This is a genomic window from Planococcus citreus (assembly GCF_003664125.1).
Classification (GTDB): domain Bacteria; phylum Bacillota; class Bacilli; order Bacillales_A; family Planococcaceae; genus Planococcus; species Planococcus citreus.
Genome location: NZ_RCCP01000004.1, coordinates 84,412 through 109,410, shown reverse-complemented (window position 1 = coordinate 109,410; position 24,999 = coordinate 84,412). Strand labels below are relative to the sequence as shown.

General features: G+C 49.7%; 27 protein-coding genes, 1 riboswitch and 1 other annotated feature (1 of these 29 only partly in view). Of the genes, 10 read left to right on the top strand and 17 right to left on the bottom strand.

All coding sequences use genetic code 11. The features are described 5' to 3' along the window. Positions 1–59: a binding site (T-box leader), on the bottom strand (it extends 143 nt beyond the left edge of the window). Positions 60–249: 190 nt separating this feature from the next. From DFR62_RS12770 to DFR62_RS12760, 3 genes are read left to right on the top strand one after another with little or no spacing between them, the layout of a single operon-like run. Next, complete coding sequence (locus DFR62_RS12770) at positions 250–1,509, top strand: ABC transporter substrate-binding protein (RefSeq protein WP_121300742.1); 1,260 nt, start codon at positions 250–252, stop codon at positions 1,507–1,509. Between the two features lie 7 nt (positions 1,510–1,516). Continuing rightward, a complete protein-coding gene (locus DFR62_RS12765) occupies positions 1,517–2,392 on the top strand; it encodes a carbohydrate ABC transporter permease (RefSeq protein WP_121300741.1) in 876 nt (291 codons plus the stop codon). Positions 2,393–2,408: 16 nt separating this feature from the next. Then, entirely contained in the window at positions 2,409–3,218 is an 810-nt protein-coding gene (locus DFR62_RS12760; protein ID WP_121300740.1) for a carbohydrate ABC transporter permease, read from the top strand. A 35-nt stretch (positions 3,219–3,253) separates the two neighbouring features. On the opposite strand, the gene DFR62_RS12755 is transcribed toward DFR62_RS12760, so the two are convergent. From DFR62_RS12755 to DFR62_RS12745, 3 genes are all read right to left on the bottom strand, one after another. Continuing rightward, on the bottom strand, positions 3,254–3,877 hold the full coding sequence (locus DFR62_RS12755) for a cell wall hydrolase (RefSeq protein WP_121300739.1): 624 nt from the start codon (positions 3,875–3,877) through the stop codon (positions 3,254–3,256). Between the two features lie 236 nt (positions 3,878–4,113). After that, the gene (locus tag DFR62_RS12750; RefSeq protein WP_121300738.1) at positions 4,114–4,647 is read right to left on the bottom strand and encodes a dihydrofolate reductase family protein; all 534 of its coding nucleotides are present in this window, start codon (positions 4,645–4,647) and stop codon (positions 4,114–4,116) included. A gap of 55 nt (positions 4,648–4,702) precedes the next feature. Continuing rightward, a complete protein-coding gene (locus DFR62_RS12745; protein ID WP_241663115.1) occupies positions 4,703–4,978 on the bottom strand; it encodes a hypothetical protein in 276 nt (91 codons plus the stop codon). A 127-nt stretch (positions 4,979–5,105) separates the two neighbouring features. On the opposite strand from DFR62_RS12745, the gene DFR62_RS12740 reads away from it, so the two are divergent. Next, a complete protein-coding gene (locus tag DFR62_RS12740; RefSeq protein ID WP_121300988.1) occupies positions 5,106–5,606 on the top strand; it encodes a metallophosphoesterase family protein in 501 nt (166 codons plus the stop codon). 79 nt (positions 5,607–5,685) lie between these two features. Here DFR62_RS12740 and DFR62_RS12735 read toward each other — a convergent pair whose 3' ends face one another. After that, complete coding sequence (locus tag DFR62_RS12735) at positions 5,686–6,537, bottom strand: STAS domain-containing protein (protein WP_121300737.1); 852 nt, start codon at positions 6,535–6,537, stop codon at positions 5,686–5,688. A 185-nt stretch (positions 6,538–6,722) separates the two neighbouring features. On the opposite strand from DFR62_RS12735, the gene DFR62_RS12730 reads away from it, so the two are divergent. Further along, entirely contained in the window at positions 6,723–7,916 is a 1,194-nt protein-coding gene (locus DFR62_RS12730) for a hypothetical protein (protein WP_121300736.1), read from the top strand. Between the two features lie 71 nt (positions 7,917–7,987). Here DFR62_RS12730 and DFR62_RS12725 read toward each other — a convergent pair whose 3' ends face one another. From DFR62_RS12725 to DFR62_RS12710, 4 genes are all read right to left on the bottom strand, one after another. Further along, positions 7,988–8,389 carry a thiol-disulfide oxidoreductase DCC family protein gene (locus DFR62_RS12725; protein ID WP_121300735.1) on the bottom strand — a complete coding sequence of 134 codons (402 nt, stop codon included), beginning with the start codon at positions 8,387–8,389 and terminating at the stop codon, positions 7,988–7,990. 41 nt (positions 8,390–8,430) lie between these two features. Continuing rightward, positions 8,431–8,796: a nuclear transport factor 2 family protein gene (locus DFR62_RS12720; protein ID WP_167456534.1), complete on the bottom strand. Its 366-nt coding sequence runs from the start codon at positions 8,794–8,796 to the stop codon at positions 8,431–8,433. Between the two features lie 58 nt (positions 8,797–8,854). Further along, the gene (locus DFR62_RS12715; protein WP_121300734.1) at positions 8,855–9,406 is read right to left on the bottom strand and encodes a TraR/DksA C4-type zinc finger protein; all 552 of its coding nucleotides are present in this window, start codon (positions 9,404–9,406) and stop codon (positions 8,855–8,857) included. Positions 9,407–9,483: 77 nt separating this feature from the next. Next, entirely contained in the window at positions 9,484–10,413 is a 930-nt protein-coding gene (locus DFR62_RS12710) for a phosphotransferase family protein (RefSeq protein WP_121300733.1), read from the bottom strand. A gap of 196 nt (positions 10,414–10,609) precedes the next feature. Between DFR62_RS12710 and DFR62_RS12705 the strand changes: the two genes are divergently transcribed. The 3 genes from DFR62_RS12705 (at position 10,610) to DFR62_RS12695 (ending at position 13,949) form a co-directional block, all read left to right on the top strand. Further along, positions 10,610–11,938, top strand: coding sequence for a cytochrome P450 (locus DFR62_RS12705; protein WP_121300732.1), 1,329 nt, complete (start codon positions 10,610–10,612; stop codon positions 11,936–11,938). 730 nt (positions 11,939–12,668) lie between these two features. Next, positions 12,669–12,716: riboswitch (PreQ1 riboswitch) on the top strand. A gap of 96 nt (positions 12,717–12,812) precedes the next feature. Next, positions 12,813–13,307: a preQ(1) synthase gene (gene queF, locus DFR62_RS12700; protein WP_058382035.1), complete on the top strand. Its 495-nt coding sequence runs from the start codon at positions 12,813–12,815 to the stop codon at positions 13,305–13,307. 12 nt (positions 13,308–13,319) lie between these two features. Further along, a complete protein-coding gene (locus DFR62_RS12695; RefSeq protein WP_112232783.1) occupies positions 13,320–13,949 on the top strand; it encodes a queuosine precursor transporter in 630 nt (209 codons plus the stop codon). A gap of 53 nt (positions 13,950–14,002) precedes the next feature. Here DFR62_RS12695 and DFR62_RS12690 read toward each other — a convergent pair whose 3' ends face one another. From DFR62_RS12690 to DFR62_RS12665, 6 genes are all read right to left on the bottom strand, one after another. Then, complete coding sequence (locus DFR62_RS12690; protein ID WP_121300731.1) at positions 14,003–14,851, bottom strand: endonuclease/exonuclease/phosphatase family protein; 849 nt, start codon at positions 14,849–14,851, stop codon at positions 14,003–14,005. 96 nt (positions 14,852–14,947) lie between these two features. Beyond that, positions 14,948–15,694 (bottom strand): endonuclease/exonuclease/phosphatase family protein, encoded by a 747-nt coding sequence (locus DFR62_RS12685; RefSeq protein ID WP_121300730.1) that lies wholly within the window; start codon positions 15,692–15,694, stop codon positions 14,948–14,950. A gap of 96 nt (positions 15,695–15,790) precedes the next feature. Further along, entirely contained in the window at positions 15,791–16,552 is a 762-nt protein-coding gene (locus tag DFR62_RS12680) for a MerR family transcriptional regulator (RefSeq protein WP_121300729.1), read from the bottom strand. Positions 16,553–16,614: 62 nt separating this feature from the next. Further along, on the bottom strand, positions 16,615–18,354 hold the full coding sequence (locus DFR62_RS12675; protein WP_121300728.1) for an ABC transporter ATP-binding protein: 1,740 nt from the start codon (positions 18,352–18,354) through the stop codon (positions 16,615–16,617). Between the two features lie 32 nt (positions 18,355–18,386). After that, the gene (locus tag DFR62_RS12670; protein WP_175578540.1) at positions 18,387–19,601 is read right to left on the bottom strand and encodes an MFS transporter; all 1,215 of its coding nucleotides are present in this window, start codon (positions 19,599–19,601) and stop codon (positions 18,387–18,389) included. A gap of 136 nt (positions 19,602–19,737) precedes the next feature. Beyond that, entirely contained in the window at positions 19,738–20,928 is a 1,191-nt protein-coding gene (locus DFR62_RS12665) for a class I SAM-dependent rRNA methyltransferase (RefSeq protein WP_121300727.1), read from the bottom strand. 121 nt (positions 20,929–21,049) lie between these two features. Here DFR62_RS12665 and DFR62_RS12660 point away from each other — a divergent pair, with 121 nt between their 5' ends. Beyond that, on the top strand, positions 21,050–21,253 hold the full coding sequence (locus DFR62_RS12660) for a hypothetical protein (RefSeq protein ID WP_121300726.1): 204 nt from the start codon (positions 21,050–21,052) through the stop codon (positions 21,251–21,253). A gap of 733 nt (positions 21,254–21,986) precedes the next feature. On the opposite strand, the gene DFR62_RS12655 is transcribed toward DFR62_RS12660, so the two are convergent. After that, a complete protein-coding gene (locus DFR62_RS12655) occupies positions 21,987–22,343 on the bottom strand; it encodes a SpoIIAA family protein (RefSeq protein WP_121300725.1) in 357 nt (118 codons plus the stop codon). A gap of 6 nt (positions 22,344–22,349) precedes the next feature. After that, positions 22,350–22,709, bottom strand: a complete 360-nt coding sequence (locus DFR62_RS12650) for a SpoIIAA family protein (RefSeq protein ID WP_121300724.1) — start codon at positions 22,707–22,709, stop codon at positions 22,350–22,352. 163 nt (positions 22,710–22,872) lie between these two features. On the opposite strand from DFR62_RS12650, the gene DFR62_RS12645 reads away from it, so the two are divergent. After that, entirely contained in the window at positions 22,873–23,535 is a 663-nt protein-coding gene (locus tag DFR62_RS12645) for a GntR family transcriptional regulator (RefSeq protein ID WP_121300723.1), read from the top strand. A 44-nt stretch (positions 23,536–23,579) separates the two neighbouring features. On the opposite strand, the gene brnQ is transcribed toward DFR62_RS12645, so the two are convergent. Further along, a complete protein-coding gene (gene brnQ, locus DFR62_RS12640; protein WP_121300722.1) occupies positions 23,580–24,953 on the bottom strand; it encodes a branched-chain amino acid transport system II carrier protein in 1,374 nt (457 codons plus the stop codon). Positions 24,954–24,999: the final 46 nt, after the last annotated feature.

Genomic DNA, 24,999 nt, shown 5'->3' with positions numbered 1-24,999 from the left:
TGTCCCGGCTCTCTGTCAGAAGCTATCCATGCACTACTTTTCTTATTCAACGTTTTTTTATGTGGCGCTTTGTTTCCGCAGTCCTGTAAAGTTGCCGCGCAATTAAAAGCTTGTGACCATCTTATGGAATTCAGAGCCGTCTGTCAACTGAAAGCAAACGCTTAATTTAGATAATTCTGTATTTATAAGAAGATTTGGGTTATAAATATAGTAGAAGAATGTTTCTAAAATCGAAGGGGGTATCAGAAAATGAAAAACAAACTTTGGCTGGCAACAGGAACAGTAGGACTCGGGCTCATACTCGGCGCTTGTGCAGGCGAAAGCGGAGGCGGTGATTCTTCTTCTGAGAGCGGCGATGCGACGCAGATTAGCTTCATGCACTGGCGCGGAGAAGACAAAGCCGTGCTTGATGAAATCATTGCCGATTTCGAAGAAGCGAACCCTGATATTCGCGTAGAGCAGAACATCTATCCGTCCGACCAATACCAGGCGACGGCACAGCGCATGCTGCAGGAAGGTTCAACAGGAGACGTCTTCACTTCTTTCCCGGGCGCGCAATTTGAATCGATCCAAAGCGCCGGCTTTTTTGAAGACTTGAGCGGAGAAGACTTCGTCTCGAATTTTGACGAAAGCCTGATCGCTGTCGGCCAGAAAGACGGCACGCAATATGCCCTGCCTTACCAGCTAGTATTCAATATGCCGGTCTATAACAAAGGCATGTTTGACGAACTCGGCCTTGAAGTGCCGAAAAGCTGGACGGAATTCCAGGAAATGGCCGATACTTTGCTAGAAAATGATATCACGCCAATTGCGTTTCCAGGCGCTGACATCGGGCCGAACCAATTCATGAACAGCATGATGATGAACAATGCACCGGATGAAGATGTCTTCGCCAAACTCCAAAACGGCGAAGAATCCTTAACGAATGAATGGTGGGTTAAGACACTCGAAGACTTTAAGCTTCTAGCGGATAAAGGCTATATCCAGGACGATGCACTCGGCACCAACCAGGATTCCGCAATGGCCATGGTAGCGAACGAGGAAGCAGCCATGCTTGCGACCGGTTCCTATCACATGAATTCCCTGCTCGACTTGAACCCGGACCTTGAACTCGACTTGCTTGCCCCGATTACAGTGGAAGAAAGCGAAGCCACTTATGAAGGCATCAATACGGCGACATTCATGCTGGCCGTCAATAGCAATTCCGAAAAGAAAGACCAGGCAAAAGCGTTCATCGACTATTTGAGCCAGCCGGAAGTGGCTTCCAAATACGCCAATGAAACCGGGCAGCATTTGACGGTCAACGGCGTCGAATACGAGTCTGAAGCGCTGCAAAACACTTCGTATTGGATCGACGAGCGCAATACGCGTTTCCAGCCGCGCTTTTTGATCACCAACGCCCAGATTGAAGATGCGGTCCTCAGTTCAATTGAAAACGTTCTTGGGGGCGAAGATCCGATGGCAGCGGCTGAAGCTGCCCAGCAAATCGTAGAAGAAAACAGGGAATAACCAGTCCATGAGAATCTCCAAATCCATCTACCTGTTCTTTCTTCCGGGGCTAGTCCTATACAGCTTGTTCTTTTTGTACCCAACCATCAGCGCCCTTTTCTATTCATTTACCGACTGGGACGGCTTAAGCACCGCCTTCCAGTTTGTCGGCATCGATAATTACACCCGGGCATTTACGGGCGATTCAATTTTCCAGAAAACGATCGGCAATAACTTGAAGTTCATGCTGACGGTCGTCGTGTTCCAGACGCTTGTCGCACTTGCTTTCGCGCTGATCGTCATCAAGAACACGAAAACGAATGTATTTCTCCGGGCGCTTTACTTTTTCCCGACCATTCTTTCTTCGGTATCGGTCGCCTTCATCTGGGCGTTCATCTACGATCCGTCGATGGGCATCCTGAATCAAGTGCTCGAGCTCATCGGCCTTGATTTCCTGGCACAAAACTGGCTCGGCAATTCCAATATCGCGATTTATTCGCTGGCCATCACACAAGTGTGGTTCCATGCGGGACAGATGCTGATCATCTTTGTCGCGGGACTTCAAGCCATTCCAGAGGAACTGTATGAAGTGGCAAAAATCGAAGGCGCCAGCAAGTGGCAGACGTTCAAAAGCGTTACTTGGCCGCTGCTTGCACCTTCCGCCACCATTGTTGTCGCCTATACGACGATTCAGTCGTTCAAAGCCTTCGACTTGGTCTTTGCGATGACCGGCGGCGGGCCTAATAACTCCACTGAAATTATCGCGACGTATATTTACGATGTCGCGTTCAAGAGCTATCAATTCGGTTACGCTTCTGCGATTTCTATCATTTTCATGGTCATCATCGCGTTGATCACTTACCTGCAGTTCAAGGCCTTGCGCTCAGACCGCGTATCTTACTAGAAAGGAGGCGGCAATTTTGCTGTTCAGGAAATTCTCACTGCTCATCTATGCGCTGCTGATCCTGATTCCGTTAGTGGTCGTCCTGTTGACGTCCGTTAAAACACTTCAGGAAACATTCCGTGACCCGCTCGGCTTACCGGACGGCGGCTTTAAATTCGATAATTATGTCGCGATTTTCCAAGAACAAACGATGGCCGGCTATTTTCTCAACAGTACCATCGTCACCTTGTTCTCGGTGTCGTTCACTTTGCTGCTCGCCGCGATGGTGGCATTCGGCATTACGCGCATGAATAATTGGATCGGCAATGTGCTGTTCGCCGTGTTCACGCTCGGCATGATGGTGCCGGCACAAGTCATCATGGTCCCGCTTTATTCGCTCATGCTGGATTTGGGACTGACGAATAGCCTTCTTGGGCTGATTCTCGTCAACATTTCCTCGACCTTGCCGATTGCCGTATTCATCCTGACCGGCTTTATGAAAACTTTACCGAAAGAATTGTTTGAAGCGTCGACGATCGACGGGGCCGGCAATTGGAAGATGTTCACGAAAGTGGCCATTCCTTTGTCCTTGCCCTCCATCTCGGCTACAGCGATTTTTCTATTCGTCATGCACTGGAACGACCTTTTGTACCCGCTCCTGTTCATCACGGACAATGCCTACAAAACCTTGCCACTCGCACTTCTTGAGTTCCAAGGGCAATATTCCACCAATTATCCGATGCTGTTCACAGGCGTCATCATCGCCTCAGCACCGATGGTCATCGCCTATGTCTTCCTGCAACGCTACTTCGTCGCAGGCATCACAGCCGGTGCGGTCAAAGGATAACAAAAAGCCTCCGGAATGTCCGGAGGCTTTTCTTGTTATCTGGCAAAGACATGCTTGCCGATTTTCTTGATGGTCGAACGAGTAAAGATCCACTGGTCAGTTGCCGTGACCGGGTTGTAATAGTATGTCGCGCCGGAAGATGGATCCCAGCCTTTCGCCGCTTCCCGCACAGCACGGTAAGCGGAAGCGTTTGGCGTCAACCAATATTGTCCGTCATTCACTGCTGTAAACGCATTGCGCTGGAAAATGACGCCATATGTACTGCTCGGGAACGCGCGGGATTGCACACGGTTCATAATGACTGCCGCTACCGCGACTTTTCCTTCGAATATTTCACCGCGGGCTTCGCCATGGACGGTGCGTGCCATCATATCGACTTGCTTCATCTTTTCGCGTGTCATCGGCCCAGTAAAGCCGGTTGCTTTCACGCCGAAATCGCGTTGGAACTGGACCACGGCATCTTTCGTGATCGAGCCATAATAGCCGGTCGGTGCGAGATGGAAATAACCGAGTTTTTGAAGCTTCGCTTGAAGTTCTGTTACTTCGCTTCCGGAAACACCTTCGTGTAAATCAGGCGCATGGGCGGAAACTGCTGAATGTGAAAATGTTAGAAAGAAAATCGTTGCTAAACTGAATAAGAGCGCTTTAATTGTTTTCATGCTTCCTCTCCTTTTCCTTTTTGACAAGAATCGACAATTGATTCCTTTTTAAAGTATATCTTTGACATATATCAAAAACAACATGACGGAGTTACTTTGTTTTCGAATTTTTCTATCAACTCGCTAGGCCTTTCTATGTCCAGTGCATTCTTTAGACCTACAAAACCGCACTTGCACAATCGGGGAAACGAAAAAAAGGCGAGCTATACGCCCGCCTTTCTATACTTTCCATCGATTCACTTTCTTCGTCTCGAGTAATGCAATTGCGCAATTTGGCCGTCTTGCCCCACATTTTTCAAAGTGAAATCGAGTTGCCGCTGCGCTTTTTGAAATAAGGGGATGCCGCCCCCAAGTGTTACTGGTGCAATGGAAATGATGAATTCATCGACCAGGTCTTCTTGCAACAGGCGCTCCAGCAGCAAGCTGCCGCCGACCGGCCAGATGGTTCCGCCGGGTTGCTGCTTCAACTTTTTCACGACACTGGCTGGGTCTTCCGATGTGAAGGTGATCTGGCCTTCGTCTTCTTTCGGATGGCTGGTGAATACATAGGAACGCTGATCGACGTAAGGAAATTCTCCGCTCTCATGCGAGACCACCCATTCATAGGTGCGCCTGCCGAGCAGAATGGTATCGACCGTTTCGATGAATTGCCCATACCCCGCGTCTCCATTCATTTCCACATCCAATAGCCAGTCCAACGTTTCTTCGGGGTCAGCGATATAACCGTCCAAACTTTGCGCGATATAACAAATGACTTTCCGTTCAGCCATCGCAATTTCCTCCTTCAGCGGTTGGTTGCTGCCGCTTTCTTCGCCATTCGCCCAATCAGGATTCGAGTTCTTCCAATTGTTTTTTTGTTTGCGGGAATGCATTTGCCTGCCATTCCGAACGGTAGGCCGAATCCAATTGGGTCAATCCTTGTTCTGCATGGTCATAAGGAGCATTAACGCTTTCCTCATGGTCGATTTCGTAGCTGTTGTGCATATCGCTGTCTTCATATACCCAAACATTGCGCTTTTTACCATTATAAGCCTTTAGCAAGACCAATCCTGCGCCGAGTGCCGCGCCTGATGCAATGAATTTTTTCATATCGATGCCCATAACGATCCCTCCAACTTGTTCTTTCTAACTTGTCTTCCCCTTTTTCAACCGCCTTAACCTCTGCGGCTTTTAGACGTAAGCCCAAGAGTTTGGTAAAGTGGAACAAAATGATCCTGGAGGCGATTTGATGAAGAAAATAGTTATCGTATCTGATACGCATATTCCGAACCGCGGAAAAAAACTCCCTCAACCGCTTGTCGACGCCTGTGATGGAGCCGACTTCATCATCCATGCCGGCGACTGGCAAATACTCGATGTCTACCATGAATTATCAGCTTATGCTGAAACGGATGGCGTGGCAGGCAATGTCGACCCTTGGGACATCGTAGACCGTTTCGGGCGGAAAAAGATTTTCACATTCGGCGACTTGAAAATCGGTGTTGTCCACGGAGATGGCATACGCAAAACGACCGAACAGCGGGCTCTAGATAGTTTTGAAGGCGAAAACGTCGACATCATTGTTTTTGGCCATTCCCATCAGCCGCTCATGCGTGAAACGGACGGCCTGACTTTATTCAATCCCGGCTCACCGACCGATAAACGCCGTGAACCGCAATACTCGTTTGGGCTGCTTGAAATCAGTGATACTTGGGAGCTCAAACACGTTTTTTTCGATAATAAAGATTAACAAAAGGCCATTTCCTGATTTAAAGGAAATGGCCTTTTTTATGAACGGAAGATCAGCGGCATTGGCAAAACAGAGCATCTCAATTTTTTTCGAAGCTGAACCCGAGCCGCTTAAGCGCTGTCTCGAGATTTGCTTCAATCATCGTCCCTTTCAAGGCCTCGGCGAAATGGGGGACTTTCAACGCCATAAAAGGCTGGATACCTGTCACGACCGGCTGGACGCCAATCAAGCCCAACACCTTCACGAGCTTCAATAAATATTCGCCGACTTGTGAATTGATCTGCGATACGCCGGATACATCGATCACCAGTACTTCGATGCCTTTTTCTGCACAACCGTGCATGGCATGGTCGATGATAGCCTGTGCCCTCAATGCCCTGACTTCGCCGATAATCGGCAAAATCGCCACTTTCCCGACAATGGGAACCATTGGCGCAGCTAACGATTCAATTTCCCCATATGCCCGTTCCAGTTCCAAGACATACGTCAATAAAGTGGCGAGGGTTTCAAAGATGAACGACAAATCCGCCGGCAGCTCGCATGGGCCATCATCGAGACCACAGACGGTGCCATAGCTTGAGCCATCTTCATAAAAAATCGGCACGCCGATAAAACATCCTGCTTCGAATCCATCCGCAATTCCTAGAGAACGCGTCAATTCATGCTCTCCGATGTGTTCGATGATTAATGCCTGCGCCCCATGCTCGACGCTCAAAGCCGACAACATGCATGGCAGCGGGGCAGCTTCCCCTTCTTCTATCAAATGATGCTTCGTATTATGTACCTTGACGATCTTTTGGGAGCCCCTTTCCTGCTTTGCGATATAGAAGCTGTTCATGCCTGCTTGCTTGCTGAGAATTTGGAGAATATATGAAGCCGCTTCGTCGAAATCACTGAAATCCCTTATTTTTTCCAGATTCCCCTTCACCATTCAGCCATCTCCCCTTTCCCACTTATGTTTGAACCGAAAATAACGCCAATTCTTTTGTCTTCTTTCATTATAACGCTCTTTATTATCTGAAATGTTTAAATTGTGTAACAAAATCAGTTTTTTTAGCATGTTCACTATTTCCAAATATCGGGTATACCTTATCACAAGCGAAAGGAGGCTCATCCATGAACAAAGAATGGGACATTGAATTATTGGAACAAACCGATAGCATGATTTCTTTCAGCTGGACCCCGACAGATGAAGTTTCACGGATTAAAAAAGACGGAGAGATCGTCTATACAGGTACACAAGCGTCATTTCGCGAGGAAGGCCTGAGCCCTGGCGAATTGTTCTGTTATACGATAGAACGCCAAACCCCACAAGGCAGCTGGGTACCTTCCTTGAAAGTTTTGACCGGCACCGAAAAGCGCGACCCTGATTGCATCAATCAATTGGAGCAAATCGTTTTATCGACCATTGTTTCACACAAGCGGATCTCGCTTGCCTGGGGAGCAATCGACGGCATCGACGAATACGAAATTTATCGCGATGGCGAGCAAGTTGCGAAAATCCAGAAGACCCAGTTCACCGACCGGGAGGTGCCGGAAGACCGTGAAGTGATTTATTGGGTGCGCGCAAGACGCCCCGTTGAACGGACTGAAAGCCCATTACGCAAAATCAAATCGCTCGCTGCCAATATATTCGGAGCCTTGAACCTGGGTTCGTCGCAAGAACAGGCAGCCGTTGAAAAATTCTGGCTATCGAAAAAGATCGCCCCGCTCAACCAGTTGCTCAAGGAAGGCCAGAGCAAGCCGCCGGAGCTGAAATGGCATCTGCGCTACCTGACCTTTTTGCCCGATGATGTCTTAAAAAATCCCAATCTGACATCGCCAAACCCTTATTTCCAAGGGGATAATCGCACATTCGATCCCGAATCGAAACATTACCGATCACTCACCAACTCCATCGTCAACCTGGTGGAACAGCAGAGCACGTTCGATTTCGACAAAGATATCGGCACCAGTATCGCCTATAATTGGCGACGGAAATTCCGTAAAGCGGATGTTGCTTCGAGTGAAGGCGTCAGTGCCAAAATATCGGGAGAGACACCCCTGAAAACCGAAATCCTGATCACCCACAGCGTCGGAAATCCGTTGACGACATCGCCGAACATCGATTACGAATTATCTGCGACGTTTTACCGGAATGGCGTATATGATTTCATTGGCATCCATGACCAGTCGCCAAATCACGAAATCTACTTAAAGCTCGGCGATGATGGGACATGGCAGCCGCTTCACCAGACCGAAAGCGAAGGACTTGCCTGGATGGCCGATCCGATCGCGGCCCATTATTGGCGCTTTTCGAACTTCCTGTAATGAACAAGGGCAAAACAGTTCCATATAAAAAAGGGCGGTTCCAGTCTTTCTGGAACCGCCCTTTTGCGTGTTTAGAATTGGTCCAAAAAACGCTTGCGGATATGCGGAGGCGGCAGCATGCAGCTGTCGAGCTTGCCGAATACTTTATAGCGGTTTTTTGCGATGACGTCGTATGCGCCGTCACGAAGTACGCGCGGGAATGGCTGAAGATGATATGCCAATTTCCAAAGCCCCGTCAAATGGTGTGAAATCTTGAGTGCGCCTTCTGACTTCACATACGCTTCGCCGCCTTCAATCAATACAAGGCTGTCGACGTCGTCCGGCACATTGTGCTTTTGGGAAAGCTCTTGCCCGATCTCGCTTTGCAGGGAAGCGAATTGAAAGTAACCTGCCGGGTCATGATTGATGATGAATTGCACACTGGAATCGCAGAAATTGCAATCCCCATCGAATAACACAATCGCATGCTCCATAAATGATCCTCCTTTAAACTAATGCCTGTCTTTCGTTTTCCCTATTCCCATTTCTTGAAACCATCTGTCTTCGTCCCTTGATGGAAGAAGAGCTTCCAGCCGTCCTGTCGTTTTTTCCATACTGAACTGCGGTGGCTCCAAACCCCTGTTGTCCGGTTCTCCAAGACATATATTGTCAGGACCGACTCCGGCCCAAGAGATTTTGCTTCAAAGCGGGAAATGTGATAGTCATCTTCTTGCAAAGCATAGTCCCCGTTAAAATCAGAACGCTGGCAAATCCCGCCGGAGATGCCGAATTCAAAAAACTCATCATCCAATATTTCCGCCATGTTGCGGTTCGACTCCCTGGCAGCCGGCGCCAAATGGCTGTTCTCTAAATCTAGAAATTGTTTATGCAAGCTTTCCATCCGGATCCCCTTCCATCTATCTGTATTAAAAAAAGCCCCGGCGAGCGCCGGGACCAGCTTATTTAAATTGTTCGTCTTCCTCTGCCTCGTCGTCCTTGTAGAAATCTTCCTGGTCTTCCCCTGGTTGGTCTTGAGGGCCATCCGAGGAACCGAAATTCTCGACATCTTCAAAGCTGTTGTCGTAATCGCGGATTCGGCTATCTTCCGTTTTGGCCGGGCGGTCTGTCGACGAGCCGATGACATCTTCTTCTGATGGGCGGCTTTCCAAATCCAAGCTGTGGTCGGCGTGGTCGATGCAAGTCAGTGCGGTAGGAATGGCTTCAAGCCGCTCATATGGAATGTCTTTGCCGCACACTGCACATTTTCCGTAGGTTCCATCTTCAATGGCTTTTAGCGCAGCAAGCACGTCTTCATGCTCTTCTTCCTTGAACTGCTCCATCGCCATCCCGCGTTCTTGGTCATACAAATCAGTGGCGTTATCGCCTGGGTGATTATCGTAATTGGATAATTCGCTGGTTTCAAATTCCTCTGTATGTTCCATCCGTTCCTCGAGCGATTTCAATTGCGCTTCGAGTTCTTGCTTCAAGTTCTTTTGCTGTTCGTCCGTCATTATGACTCCTCCTCCAAATACTCGCTTGTGCTATATATATTGCCTTTCTCGGAGAAATCAAACCTCAGGGGCACAGCTTAGAAATCATCAAAGCGGTCCATCAAGCTCATCAAATACTCATCCAAGCGGTAACGGACCAATTCATCGGATAAACCGGTCATGCCAAACGTTTTCCATCCAGGGTAGACTGCCGGCTTGCCGTCCAAGATATCGATCAGTGACAGCAAATCCCAATATGGATCGTACACAAACGATTCACCGGCATGGCGTTCGTAAGCATCCAAAAATTCGTTGGCGATGCGTGTGCCGTAAAGCTGCGCTAAGTTGACACGGCAATGCCCAACATCGACACCCGCAGGCCCACGGCATGTATTCACCCAATCAACGACGCTGCTGACGTGACCCTCTTCCCATAAAATATTTCCCGGGTGATAATCGCGGTGGATTAAGCAATACTCAACCGGCGGCCCACCCGCGGCTACGATATAGAACGCGCGCATCCAATCGCCTTCCACGCGCGACCACTTCGGCCGCTCGAGGCGTCGTGCATCGTTATAGGCAAAATACTCATAAGGAAATCCTTCTGCTTTATGGCGGTGGATTTCAGCGAGCGTCTTGGCAAGCCCGTCAAGCCATGCCCCATCATATGCAGGAGGCAAGATGACCGCTCCCGGAACTTTCGTCATCAATACGGCCGGCATGCCGCATGCTTCGCCGCTTTCATCAAACGCCAAAATGCGCGGGGCGGGAATGCCCGCTTTCTCTGCAAGCTCCAGGCTCATCGCTTCATGCTTCGCCAAGTCCGGTTCCTGGTCGAGCCACTCCCCTTTATGGTGAAGCCGCAACACGATGCTCTGCTGCTCTCCATCTTTGCTTGCGCGAATTTCATAAAGCAGTGAAGAAGTCCCACCTTCTAAGGGAATAGCTTCTTCCAATGCAGCTCCTGGCCATTTCGACTCGACCCATTCGAGTGCCTGGCGGGATAAGCCGCCGAATCCATTTGTCATGCTTGCCGCTCCTTTCAGCCTATCTTTTGTTTTAAGTGTACCATGAAAAAACGCCTACTCCAGCTTTTTGATAGGCGCTACCCTGAAATTCCGGAAGCGTTTACCGAGGCCCCAGAAGGGTATGGTTTTCTACAATGAATTTTCAACTTAACAGGTGAATCACCTGCATTGAACATACTGAAGGAGCTGACGTTACATGAAAGTGAAGCACCCGATCCCGAAAGCAAAAGAATTGGACAATACCCTATCCCTTCTTGGAGAAGGATTTGATTTCCTGCCCGGCCGCCGCAAAGAGCTGGGTTCGGATATTTTTGAAACCCGCCTGCTCGGGAAAAAGGTAGTGTGCATGGCCGGCGAAGAAGCGGCTGAACTGTTCTACAATAATGCTTATTTTAAGCGCAGTGGCGCAGCGCCGCTTCCGCTTGAGCAAACGCTATTCGGGCGAGGTGCAGTCCACGGCCGCGACGGCGAAGACCATCACCAGCAAAAGCGCATGTTCCTGTCGATGATGACACCTGAGCGTTTGGAAGATGCCAAACGCATGATGATCCAAGAACTTGATGCCAAGGCCGAACAATGGGAGCAGATGGACGAAGTCGTCTTATTGGATGAAATTGAAGAAATCTTCACGCGCTCCATGATCCACTGGGCCGGACTGCCGATGAAAGAAAGCGAAGTCAAGCAGCGCACATGGGAGCTCGTAACGATGGTCGATTCATTCGGCCTTACTGAAGGGCGCTACCTTGAAGGCATGAAAGCCCGCAATGCGCACGAAGACTGGCTGAAGAAAATCATCAAGCAAATCCGTAAAGGCGAATACAATCCGCCGGCCTATACGGCAGCATATATCGTCGCCCATCACCGGACACCGAACGGCAAACTGCTCGACCTCGAGACGGCAGCTGTCGATTTGAACAATGCCTACCGACCGATGATCGCCACCGCTTACTTTATTGTCTTCGGCGTCATGGCGATGCACGAAAACCCGGTCACGCGCGGAAAACTCCAGGCAGACGAAAACAACTACAGCCACAATTTCGCCCAGGAAGTACGCCGTTATTATCCGTTCGCACCAGTCATGGCAGCGATCTCCAAAAAAGATTTCAACTGGAACGGCGTCCACTTCAAAAAAGACATGCGCGTCATTCTGGATCTGTACGGCACGAACCATCACCCGGATTCCTGGGACAATCCCGACGAGTTCATCCCGGAACGCTTCAGCACATGGGACGGCAGCCCGTTCTCCTTCGTCCCTCAAGGCGGCGGCGACCACCATACTGGACACCGCTGTGCGGGGGAATGGATGACGGTCATGTATATGCAGTCAATCTTTAAATATTTTGCAGAGAACTTGAAATACAGCGTGCCTGAACAAGACTTGTCCTACGACATGTCCCGCATGCCAACTATGCCAAAAAGCCGCCTGATCCTAAAAGACGTCCAAAAACTGAAAAACCGCCCAGACAATGTGTTCTATCACGAACAAAAGAACACGACTGTGCAATCAGGTTGCCCATTCCATTAATAATGAAAGGCTAGAGATTCTTTCTCTAGCTTTTTTTATTTCTGGAAAAGAAGATAGTCAGGGTTTGCTTGTGGAATCATTCCTGTTCATTAGTTGAGCTTCATGTTGGTATTCGCCGCCCTGCTTTGGGTTGGCCTTTGGCAGTAAGCCAGGAAAAACACCTGTCTTACTACGTCGGCTCACCCGTGGCGCTGGGCGGCTTAGAAATTTCGTTGTGTGCAGTTTGTTCAAACAGATCTGCTTCTATATGCAGTTGCCGGCTAGTGGGGGAATCGCTTCCTGAGATGCGGCGTCTGACACATTGGCGCTACCGTCTAAAATGTTGTGGGTAGGGTCAGAACTAATTAGCTTCTCGACACTAAAGATGAGTCTAGTTAAAAATATGAAGCATCTCAGCATTTCCTATCTAATGGACAGAAGAAATTCCCTTCCTTTCTATAACTAGAGACGGAGTGGAAGGGGGGCTGACTCCTGAGGGATCGCGCGGGCTGGCGAGACAAATGTGCGGCGCTCTCTGCCGCACATTGGCTCAACACCCGCCCCTCGGAAAGCAGCCCCCTGCAACGAAGTCGAAAAGCGGAAGCTTTTCCAATCACTTCTTTTCATTTCACACTTTCTATCGCATCGCCTACATACCTCTCAAATTGCAGAGGCTAATCCCTAACAAACCAACAATTGACAGAACCGCCCCTATCTTATACGATAAGGCAGGAAATTAAATAACCCGGCAACGGGAGAGGTTCATAGCATTCCACCCTCTATAAAAAACTATGGATTTTGAAATCAAGCCGAATCCACATGCGATTCGGCTTTTCGTTTGTCCGAATTTTTTATAGCTCTCCCCCAGCCGGCCGAATATAAGGAGGCCACTCACATGGCAGGAAGAAATGAAGAAACACTCGAGCATTTGTCTTTGCTCGGCAACCAGAACACGCGCTATAAATTCGAATACGACCCAGGCATTCTAGAAGCGATCGACAATCTCCACACGCGCGATTACTTCGTTAAATTCAATTGCCCGGAATTCACCTCGCTGTGCCCACAAACCGGCCAGCCGGATTTCGCGACGATTTACTTGAGCTTCATTCCCGACAAGAAACTCGTCGAAAGCAAAGCGTTAAAGCTGTATTTGTTCAGCTTCCGCAACCACGGCGATTTCCATGAAGATGTCGTCAACATCATCATGAATGACTTGATCGAGCTGCTCGATCCGCGCTATATCGAAGTATGGGGCAAATTCACTCCGCGCGGCGGCTTGTCGATCGACCCGTATACGAACTATGGCAAGCCTGGCACGAAATACGAAGAAATGGCGACGTACCGGATGATGAACCACGACATGAATCCGGAAACGATCACCAACCGATAAGGAGAACCGCTCATGCTACTTTATTTAAACGGCGCTTTTGTCGGTTTGCTCATCCTGTCGAATATTTTGGCCGTGAAATTATTTTCGATCAACGAATGGGCGGTGCTGCCGGCTGCAGTCATCGTCTATGTCTTCACGTTCCCAATCACTGACACGATCGCGGAAGTGTACGGAAAAGAAGCCGCGCGCCAAACGGTCATGGCTGGGTTTATCACACAACTCGCAGCGCTGGCGTTCATCTTTGCGGCCATTCATTTGCCCTCTGCGCCGTTTTTTGCGGACCAGGCAGCGTTTGAATCGATCTTCTCAGCAGGCTTTCGGGTGACGCTTGCGAGTTTGGTGTCTTATTTCATCAGCCAAAACCTAGACGTCACGATTTTCCATAAATTAAAAGCACGTAACGGCGAATCGAAATTGTGGCTGCGTAATAATGCCTCGACGATGGTTAGCCAATTGGTGGATACGACGATTTTCATCACCATCGCTTTTTATGGGACGATGCCGCTGTCGGCGTTGGCTGCCATGATTTTGACGCAGTATTTATTCAAATGGGTGGTTGCAGCAGCGGACACGCCGCTCGTCTACTTGCTCGTCAAACTCGCGCGCCGCTCCAAGACAGCCACTCAAAAAAGCTTCGCTTGAACGATTCATGCATAAAAAAGCCGCCGGCAATTTGGCCGGCGGCTTTTTGGTGTTTAAATTTTTTGTTTGGCTGGTTGAGCTGCAGGTACGATAATCGCAGCCGAGTCATGTTTCTGTGTCCAGACGAGCTCTGCAGTGATCGGCAAATGATCCGATACAGCCGTTTCGATTTTTTCTGCATCCCGCACGTCAAAGCCGCGGTCGGCAAAAATATAGTCGATGCGCGTCATCGGCTTAAACGATTCGCCAGTTTCATGATTTTCATAAGGAGATGGGTACGTGTAGGCGTCGCCGCGCTTCACTTTCAAGAAGACATCTGTCATGGTCTGATGAAGATGCGCCAAATGACGATGGGTCGGCGGTGCATTGAAATCACCCGCGATGATTTTCGGGAAATGGCTCTTGCCGGCAATCTCCAATATTTCCGCAATGCTCATTTCAAGCTCTTCATCTTTCAACGCTAAATGGGCATTCAACACTTTGAGGTAAGTGCCTCCGACTTCAATTACTGTCTCGAGAACGCCTCGCTGCTCATTATTATAGATGTCGGTTACGACTTGCGTCAAAAAATGGTTTTCTGCGTACTTGATTGGATAAAGGCTTAACGTAGCATTGCCGTACTGGCGGTTCGGGCGTTCTGGGTCATCCGGCGCTTGGTTCAAATTGGCGCCATATGCGGCGTACATCCCGAGCCGTTCGGAAAGCCATTCGACCTGATCCATATAAAAACTGCGGGCTGAAAAATAACGGTCGACTTCCTGAAGTGCCACTATGGTAGCTCCCGACGCTTCAATCACTTGTGCGGTTCTTTCTAAATCCACTTCGCCATCCATTCCCATTCCATGGGCAATATTGAACGACATCACTTTCACTGTTGGTGTCCTGCTGGCATCGCCGTGCATGAGACCATCTCCTTTTCTGGTTGAAACGAATCAGTGGCAGCTGCAATTGTCCCCTTAATTATAGCAAGGATGGCGCTTTTGTAAGTTAAAAACAGGTTAAAAATTGTTAGAGTTTTGTAAATTTCTGATTTTTGCCACAATTGGAACATGATCCGATGCCTCGGTATCGATGGTCCATGTCTCCAATGATTGAAAATGGGCATCGTGGAAAATATAATCGATTTTTTGTCCGTGGTCGCCTTGTTTTTTATACGTATCGGGATAAGGACCCGAACCGAACGCGTTATAAAAATGCTTGGAAAATCGCTGGATATGTTTGGTAGAAGGCGCAGCATTGAAATCCCCCACCAGCACTTGCGGCAGCGGATTATCGGTCGTGATGGCAATGATTTCCGTCAAGCTGCGGTCCACTTCCTCATCAATCAGCGATAGATGCGTGTTATAGAAAGAAAACCGGAACCCCTCCATTTCAATGACCGCTTCGAGCATCCCGCGCGGCTCGAATTCTTCGGGATGGACTTCGACTGCGCTCAAATCATGGTTGCGGAATGACACGACCGGATAGCGGCTCAATATGGCGTTGCCGTATTCACGCTTCGGCCGCACGCCCCCGGCTCCCCTGTCAACCAGATTTGGCCCATACGCCATGTGCATGCCAAGCCGGTTGGAAAGCCATTTGGCCTGATCCCAAAAACGGCTGCGGGAAGAAAAGTTCCGGTCCACTTCCTGTAATCCGGCGACATCCACTTGTCCTTGTTCAATCGCTTGGGCCGTTAGTTCAAGGTCCAGCTTTCCGTCGATTCGCTTGCCTGATGCAATATTAAAGCTCATCACTGTTAGCATCTTCCCCACCCCCGTCTTCTCTTATTATTGTTTACTTCCATTCCCGTGCCTTGCCGATTGAAACCAAAAAAGGCCCGCAAGCAGGCGGGCCCATTTTTATTCAATTTGCTGATCTGTATAGACGATGATCGCATCCCGCAAATATTGTGCTGCCCCTTCGCCGGCTTTTTCATAATAAGCCGCGAAGCGTTCATCCGCGACATACATTTCCGCCAGTCCGGCATGCGCTTTCGGCTCGTAGCTGCCCCATGTAAACCCAAGCCACTGCCGGTGTAAATCGGCAATTTCCTGTCCCGCGGCTCCCGCCGGTTCGCCTTCTTTCAGCGCATGCTCCAGCTTTTCCAGGATCTCCTGCTCAAGGCGTTTGAATGCTTCATATTGTTCCTGGCCCATGCCGAGCATTTTGGCATTTGAACGGTCGACTTCCGCGTCGCCGTATTTCTCGCGGATTTCTTTCCCAAAAGCCGCTTCATTGTCCTCGACCAGCTGCTTCTTGAATCCTTCGAACTTTTCATGATCTGCCATTCGACTCTCCCCTTGTTTTGTGGAAATCGTTTTCTCCACATTTGTAATCAAAAGGTCCAGGCGGCTGCGTTCCCGCATCAACTGTTCCCGCTGCCCGATCAACGCTTCGGTTTCATCAAAACCCGGCTCGTCCAACAGCTTCGCGATGTCATGAAGCCCAAAACCGAGCTCCCGGTAAAACAAGATGAGCTGGAGACGGTCAATTTCTGCGCTCCCGTACAATCGGTAGCCGGATTCGTTTTTCTGCGGCGTCAATAAGCCGATCGAATCGTAATAGCGCAAAGTGCGCGCGCTCACACCGGCAAGCGTTGCCAATTTCTGCACTGTATACATGCCGCCACCTCCTGATGACTTCATCTTAAACCTTGACGCAGCGTCAAGGTCAAGAAAAAACATTACGTCAATTGTTGCTCGGCGAATTCGCGGTAGAGCATATGCTTCCCGGTTAACTCCCGGTGGTTTCCAATACCGGTGACCCGCCCGCCTTCGATAAAGACAATTTGATCGGCATCGACGATCGTCGACAAGCGATGGGCGATGACGAGTGTCGTGCGCCCTTCCATCAAACGCCCGAGCGCCTGTCCGACGATGCCTTCCGATTGGCTGTCGAGGCTCGCGGTCGCTTCGTCCATCATCAATAATTTTGGATCGCGCAAAAATGCGCGTGCGATGGCAATGCGCTGCCTCTGCCCACCGGACAATTTAACACCACGTTCCCCGACTTGCGTATCCAATCCATCCGGAAACGAAGCGATGAACTCCTCGGCATACGCCATTCGGGACACGCGCCACAACTCTTCATCTGCATAACTGTCCGCATCCGGCAAACCATAAGTCAGATTGGCACGGATCGTCCCGCCCATCATGGCGCTTTCCTGTGACACATAGCCGATCTGGTCGCGCCAAGAAGCAATCGCCACATCCCCAATCGGCACATCACCGATTGTAATGGTCCCAGCGGTCGGTTCGTAAAAGCGCTCGATCAACCCGAAAATGGTGGTCTTGCCTCCGCCACTCGGCCCGGCAAAGGCAATCTTCTGGCCAGGCCGTGCTTCAAACGACACGCCCTGCAGCACCGGCTCGCCGTTTTCGTAGGCAAAACTGACGTCTTCGAGGCGCAGCGTTTTGCCGGTGATGTCCATTTCGATGCCGCGCTGTTGTTCTTCAAGCGGCAATTCCAAAATATCGATAATGCGTTCTGTCGCTCCTCTCGCTTTTTGCAACTCTGTAAAGAACCGCGCAAACGTAGCGAGCGGCACAACAATCTGGAACAAATAGAGAAGAAAAGCGACTAAGGATCCGGTCGACATCGACCCTTCCGAAACACGGATACCGCCGTAGCCGATGATCATCACGATAACGACCATGACAACCAAGTACATCAGCGGGCCGATCAAGGCATAGACTTTCGCTTCTCTCATGCCGAGCCCGTATAATTTCTGGACGCCCGAAAGCCCGCGCTGCTCTTCCACTCGTTCCGCTGTCGATGATTTCATCAAGCGGATTTCCCCGAGCGTCTGCTGGACATCGCCCGTGAATACGGCGGTCTCATCCTGCAAGCTGCGGGAAATCTTCGCCATCTTGCGACCTAACGGAATCATGATGGCAATCGTCAGCGGCACTGCGAGCATCATGATCAAAGTCATTTTCCAGTCCAGCACAAGAAGGATCGCGACCGCCCCGATGATCGTAATGATGCCGGTCACGAAATTCGGGAAATGATCGGTGATGAGATTCCTGACGATGCCGGTATCATTGACGACACGGCTCACCGTTTGCCCGCTTGCGTGCTGGTCGAAATAACCGACACGCAAACGCAGCAAATGAAGCCACATGCGCTCGCGCAGCCCTGCCACGATCCGCTGCCCGACCATGCTCAATAAATAAATCGATACGCCGTTAATGACAGCCTGCACGATAAACGCAGCGGCAAGCGCGGCAATCAATCCTCCGCTCAATGCCTCTACTGAAAACCCGTCCACCAACTCTCTCGTCAACAACGGGACGAGCAAGCCGACGATCGTCGTGACCAAACTGGTCGCCAACCCAAAAATCAATGCCCATTTCGGGATTTTAATCGAGGTTAACAGTGTGAAAAACGGCTTGATGCCTTGTTTTCTCTGAATTGATTCCATAACTTCATCTCCTATCTATCCGTTCAAGCCATTTACGCAGCAGCAATTTTCCGGTCTTTCGGCAAAGCAAGGCCAACCAGCCCGACTATCGGCAGCACAGAAATAATGACCATCGTTTCATAAACTCCGATCGAATCCATCAACACACCGATCGCGACCGCTCCAATGGCCCCCATGCCAAATGCCAAGCCGACCGTCAGCCCAGACATCGTGCCGATTCTGCTCGGTACGAGTTCCTGGGCGTAGACGACCATGACAGAAAAGCTCAACATAAGGAAAAAGCCCAATACGGCAAGAATGACAGCGACAATCGGCAAGGCCACATATGGCAGCACAAGCGCCAGCGGGATCGGCACGATCAATGACAGCACGATGACGCGCTTGCGGCCGATGCGGTCTGCAAGCGGCCCGCCGAAAAAGGTCCCGAACGCCCCTATTCCAAGAAATAGGAAGATGAACATTTGCCCTTGCTGAATCGTCACACCATAATTATCCATTAAATGGAATATATAAAAACTCGTAATGGTCGTTATGTAAAAAGTACGCGCGAAAATGATCAACAGCAGCAAAGTCAAAGCAGTGCCCACTTGCTTTTTCGTCAAAGGAGGTAAAGAAGACAATACCGCTTTTTTCACTTTCTCCAGCTTATCGCGCTCTAACTGAGCCTTGTACCAGGCAGAAATTTTGGATAATACGAAAATGCCAAGTGCTGCGACAAAAAGAAACAAGGCCGCTCCCCGTTGCCCAAGCGGCACCAGGATAAAGGCACTGATCAAAGGCGCCAGTGCCTGTCCGGAGTTGCCGCCGACTTGGTAAATCGATTGCGACAAGCCGCGTCTTGATCCCGCTGCCATATACGACACGCGCGAACCTTCCGGATGAAAGACCGCAGAACCGAAACCGAGGAAAATGACCGATAGCAAGATGAGCCAATACTCGGGCGCAAACGCCAAGCCCGCGATCCCGATGAACGAGAACACCATGCCGAGCGGCAATGCGTAAGGCATCGGTTTTTTATCGCTCGCAAAACCGATGACTGGCTGCAAGACAGACGCCACCATATTGAGCGCAAAAGCGATCAGCCCGAGCTGTGTGAAGGACAAGCCCAGGTCCTTCTCTAAAATCGGGAACATCGCCGGAATCACTGCCTGCAAGGAATCATTCAGTAAATGGACACCGCCGATCGCGAACATCACCGGGTAAACCGGATTTCCCGCGAGCGAAGATGAGGATATTGCTTTTGCCATTATGCCGCCTCCAAATTAGGTAATTATTTTTCCATTATAAACCAATTCATTCGGGCAATAAAATGCACAAAAAGCGCAGTTGCACATTCGCCATTGAATGCCCATCTGCGCTCTTTGTTCTGCTTATGAGCCCGCCTTACAGTAAACGGAGGAATAGCACTTTCAAATAATCGCCTTCCGGAAATCTTCTGTCGACGTGGAAATCGGCCGGCAAGCTATAAGTTTCCACCACTTTGTATTTCTGGTTTTTATCTTTGAATGCTTTATCGATCATTTGGGTGAACTTCTTCATATTGAATGAAGCGCTATTGGTGGAAGCGACGATCAAGCCTTCCGGCGCCGTAATATCGATCGTTTCTTTCATCAAATTAGTATAATCTTTCGCCGCACTGAAAACGTGCTTTTTCGAGCGCGCAAAGCTTGGGGGATCGAGGACGACCATATCAAATTTCAGGTTTTTGCGCTTCGCGTATTTGAAATAATTGAAGACATCCATCACCAGAATGTCCTGCTCGTCGAAATCAATGCCGTTGATGCTGAACTGCTCAATCGTTTTCGCTGAGCTGCGCTTCGCGAGATCCACGCTCGTCGTCTTATCGGCACCGCCAAGCGCCGCTGCCACGGAAAAGGCCCCTGTGTAAGAAAAGGTATTGAGTACGGTTTTACCGTCTGCATATTTCGTGCGGATCGCCTGGCGCACATCGCGCTGGTCAAGAAAGATTCCGGTCATTGCGCCGTCGTTTAAATATACCGCGAAGTTCATCCCATTCTCTTGAACAATCAACGGGAATTCTCCGCGCTCGCCCGATACGAAATCATCGTCTTCGATATACTGGCCTTTCGTATCGAACCGTTTTTTCTCATAGATTCCGATGCACTCCACTACATTCTCCAAAGCTGCCACGACGTCTTCGCGGAATGAATAGACGCCTTCGCTATACCAAGACAGCAGATAGAATCCGGCATAATAATCGATCGTCAACCCACCGAAACCATCGCCTTCGCCGTTGAAGACACGGAAAGCGGTCGTCTCCGGATTGTTGAAGAATTTCTCGCGGCGGCTGAACGCCAATTCCAGCTTGCGTTCGATAAAGGCTTGGCCGACTGCCTCGTCCTGGTTTCTCGTCAAGATCCAACCAGCGCCTTTGTTCTGTTCGCCGTAATAACCCGTGCCCAAATATTCCCCGTCTTTATCAACGAGGCGCAGCAATGTGCCTTCCGGAGCATCGATTTCACTCATCAATCCGTCTTTTGTGATGAGCGGAGACCCTTTCGCCAATTCATTTCTCAAAACATCTTTCACTGTTACCGTCATTTCGTTTCTCACAATTCCTCATCCTATCTATGCCGTTGCGTTTTGCATTATAATCAGTGTAAAGGAAATCCGTCGCCCTGCCCACTTTCAAACGCCTTTTTCAGTGAATTGGATCAGGAAAGGAGGAGCCGTCGTGAAAAAGAAATTCTACGTCTACAACATCTTGCTGACAAATGGGGACATGTTGGAAGGCATTCGCATTGAAGGCGCGCTTGAAGACCATTTCATCGGCATTGCCGTCAGCCTGCTTCCGGTAGAAGATGCAGCGGGCAAGACGATTGTCTTGAACCTCTTCCACATCGTGCGTGCTGAGCTTGTGCGCATTGAAGAAGCTTAGTGGAGATAGTGAGGGTTAGCTTGCGGAAATGTGTTTGCTGTTCTATCGGAGCTTCAGGTTAGTAGGGGAATCGCTTCCCGGAAGAAATGTATAAGAAGCTAGAAGCTAGTGAGAGTTTACTTGTCGAATTGTTTTTGCCTTTGTTTGAGTTTCGCCTGAGTAGTCGCCCCCGTGCTTTGGGTTGGCCTTTGGCAGCAAGCCAAGAAGGACACTTGTCTTACTGCGTCGGCTCACCCTTGTCGCTCGGCGGCTGAGTGATTTCATTGCCTAAGGTGCGTTCAACTAGGTCTGCTTCTTTAGTCAGTTGCCGGCTAGCGGGGGAATCGCTTCCTGTGATGTAGAGTCTGGCACATTGGTGCTTTAGTCGAAAATGTTGGTGGCAGGATCAGGATTAGATCGCTTCTCTACTCCAAAGATAACTTGAGCTAGAAAACCTGAATTGTTTCTACATTTAATATTTAATGAGCAAAAAAATGATCTTTCACTCTAAAACTAGAGACGGAGTGGAAGGGGGCTGACTCCTGAGGGACCGCGCGGGCTGGCGAGACAAATGTGCGGCTCTCTTTGCCGCACATTGGCTCAACACCCGCCCCTCGGAAAGCAGCCCCCTGAAACGAAGTCTCATAGCGCAAGCTATTGTAATCACTAAGCTTCAGCTTCTATCTTTGCATCTGCATGATTTTCTCAACAAAAAAGCGCTCCGCAGTAACGCGGAACACTTTGTATTCATTGGTTATTCTTGCATCCATTCCCATGCATCGTTCATTTCGTCGAGCTTGAAATGGCGTGTCTCCAGGCCGTCTGCAAAGCCTTGCCAGCCCGTCGCTGCCGAAGTCCAGTCCTTTTCGCTGATGACCGCGAACTTGCGCGCTTGGCTCCAGCTTTGCCGGTCGATTTCTGCACTGTCTGCCGCATCGAACAAAGTTGAATCTTCCACTTTGTAGATAATCGCGTACATATTGAAATGCCCTTTTTCGCTCACTTTGTCGCGGATGACGTGATCCAGTTTCTCTATATCGGCTTTGCTGGCACGCCCCTCTACTTCAATCGCAATCGTTTCTATGTCTTTACTCGGCACAATTGACAGCATGTGTCTTCACCTCTCCTTTATCCAATCCCAGGCTGCTTCCATCTGGTCGATTGGGAAATGTTCGGCTTGCACGCCCGGCAGTTTGTCGATAGCGCCCGACACTTTATCGAGCCAGTCCTTTTCACTGACGACCGCAAGTTTATTGTATTGGCTCCAGCGTTTGGCATCGACGGCCAGCTCTTCGAACATTGCGCCTGCTGTAGGTCCATCGATATCGCCGATTACGGCGTAAACATTGAATTTCTCATCGTTGCGGAATTTTTCGAACACCACATTGTCGAATTTCTTCAAATCGTCTTTGGTTACTTTTCCTTCGACTTCAATGGCAAGGGTTTGTTCGTCTTTACTGGTAACGAATGATAACATGGCGGCTCCTCCTTAAAGTTTCCTGATAATGCTGTTATTCCCTCTAGAGAGGGCCTCAAACTGACATTCGGAAATCAGCGTTTTAGATATATCGCATTCTGCATTTTATTGCTTTGCAGATTAGTGTATAATGGAGTCAGATAATTTCGAAAGGAGATTTACTATGCCGATTCCTGTAGACCATACAAGGCCGGTACGCGTTTCCGCTAAAGAAAGTGCCCATTTGCAATTGCAGCAATGGATTATCGATGGCACCTTGCAGCCCGGTGAGAAACTGGTCGACACTGAACTTGCCGAAGCGCTCAATTTGAGCCGGACGCCAATTCGTGAAGCCCTGCAACTTCTTGAAGTCCAAGGGTTCATTGAAATGTTTCCCGGCAAAGCGACACGCGTTACGGATATCCATATCGAAGACATCAAACACCTCCTGCCCCCCCTTGCTGTACTGCAAGCACTTGCCGGTGAGCTGGCCATTCCGAATTTAACCCCTGAGATCTTTGGGCTTTTGGAAGAAACCAACCGGAAGTTTGCGCGCGCCATCCGCAACAGCGATTCCTTCTCTGCTCTGAAGATTGATGAAGAATTCCACCAGATTATCGTGGATGCAGCCGGAAATCCTTATATAGATTCCATGCTCGGCCAGCTTCAATCACACGTCCGCAGACAATTTTTCCATCATTCCTTAGTCTTGACGATGCGCTCCCATGACGAGCACATCGAAATCATCGAAACACTGAAAGCCGGAGACGCAGAAAAGATTTCACATTTGATGAAATCCAATTGGGTGCGTACTATCGAAGACTTGACCGCTTCGAAAGGCATTTAAAAAAGCTGTTCCCAACGTGTCAGACACGTTGGGAACAGCTTTTTTTAGCGATTTGTAAATGCCGGAGATTCCGCTTCCCCGCGGTTTCCCAAACGGGCGGCCACACCTGAAATGATGATAGCGGCCAAAGCCGGCACCAGCCAGCCGAGCCCATCGCCGTACAGCGGCAGGACCTCCGCATAAAAATCGATGATACTTTGAAGCCATGCCGGGTTTTCCATACCGAGCGAGCCTGTTAATGTTTTCAATCCGTCGACGATTGCGATGAAGAACGTCACGCCGATAGCGGATACATAGACGAGGCGGCTGTGGTTGAAAAGCGGCGACATGAACGCCAGCATAATCAGGACGATTGCGAGTGGATACAAGAACATCAATACCGGAATCGAATACGTGATGATGTTCGAAAGGCCGGCATTGGTGACCACCAATGAAAATACCGTGAAGATGAAGACATATGTGCGGTAGCTGATGCCAGGCGTCAGCTTATGGAAAAACTCTGAAGTGGCAACAGTCAATCCGACCGCTGTCGTGAGACATGCCAATGTGATGATCACGGCTAGCAGCATGGCGCCGAACGTTCCAAAATAATGTTCAGAAGCCCCGCTCAGAACCGGCCCGCCGGTTTCCAAAAGGCCTAACTGAGAGGTACTGGTCGCACCAAGAAAGGCAATTCCTGTGTAAACGGCAGCCAACAATCCTGCTGCCACGGCACCACTCAGAAGCGTCGCCTTCAGCAAGCCTTTAGAGGACGTGACGCCCATTTTCTGGACGGCAGAAATGACGATAATCCCGAACACAAGCGAAGCGAGCGCGTCCATCGTGTTGTATCCTTCCGTAAAGCCGGTCAAAAAGGCGCCGCTTGCGTATCCCTCTTGTGCAGGGCCAGTTTCGCCCATCGGAGAGACGAACGCCGCGACCAGCAAGATACCAAGGACGATCAAGATGGCCGGAGCCAGGAATTTGCCGATACTGTCGACCATTTGCGTCGGATTCAATGACAACAATAAAGAAATCACATAAAAGATAATCGAGAAGATGATTAAGCCGAGAGCAACCGATCCCTCTCCGATAAATGGCACGATGCCCACTTCATAAGAAACGGCTGCCGTCCGCGGCAATGCGAAAAACGGCCCGATCGTCAAATAAAGCGCGGCGGTGAACAATAAGCCGTAAACCGGGTGCACACGGCTTGAGAGATCTTGCAAGTCCCGGCTTTTTGAAAAACCGATCGCTAAGATGCCGAGAAGCGGCAAGCCGACACCTGTCGTCAAGAAACCAGCCATTGCCACCCATACATTTTCACCGGCGTATTGTCCGAGCTGCGCCGGGAAGATCAAATTCCCTGCCCCGAAAAACAATGCGAAAAGCATTGTCCCAATGATAAGATAAGCCTTCATCGATAATTTGCTGTCCATACTTACTAACTCCCTCACTTTTTGAATATTCATTCTTCTTTATCCC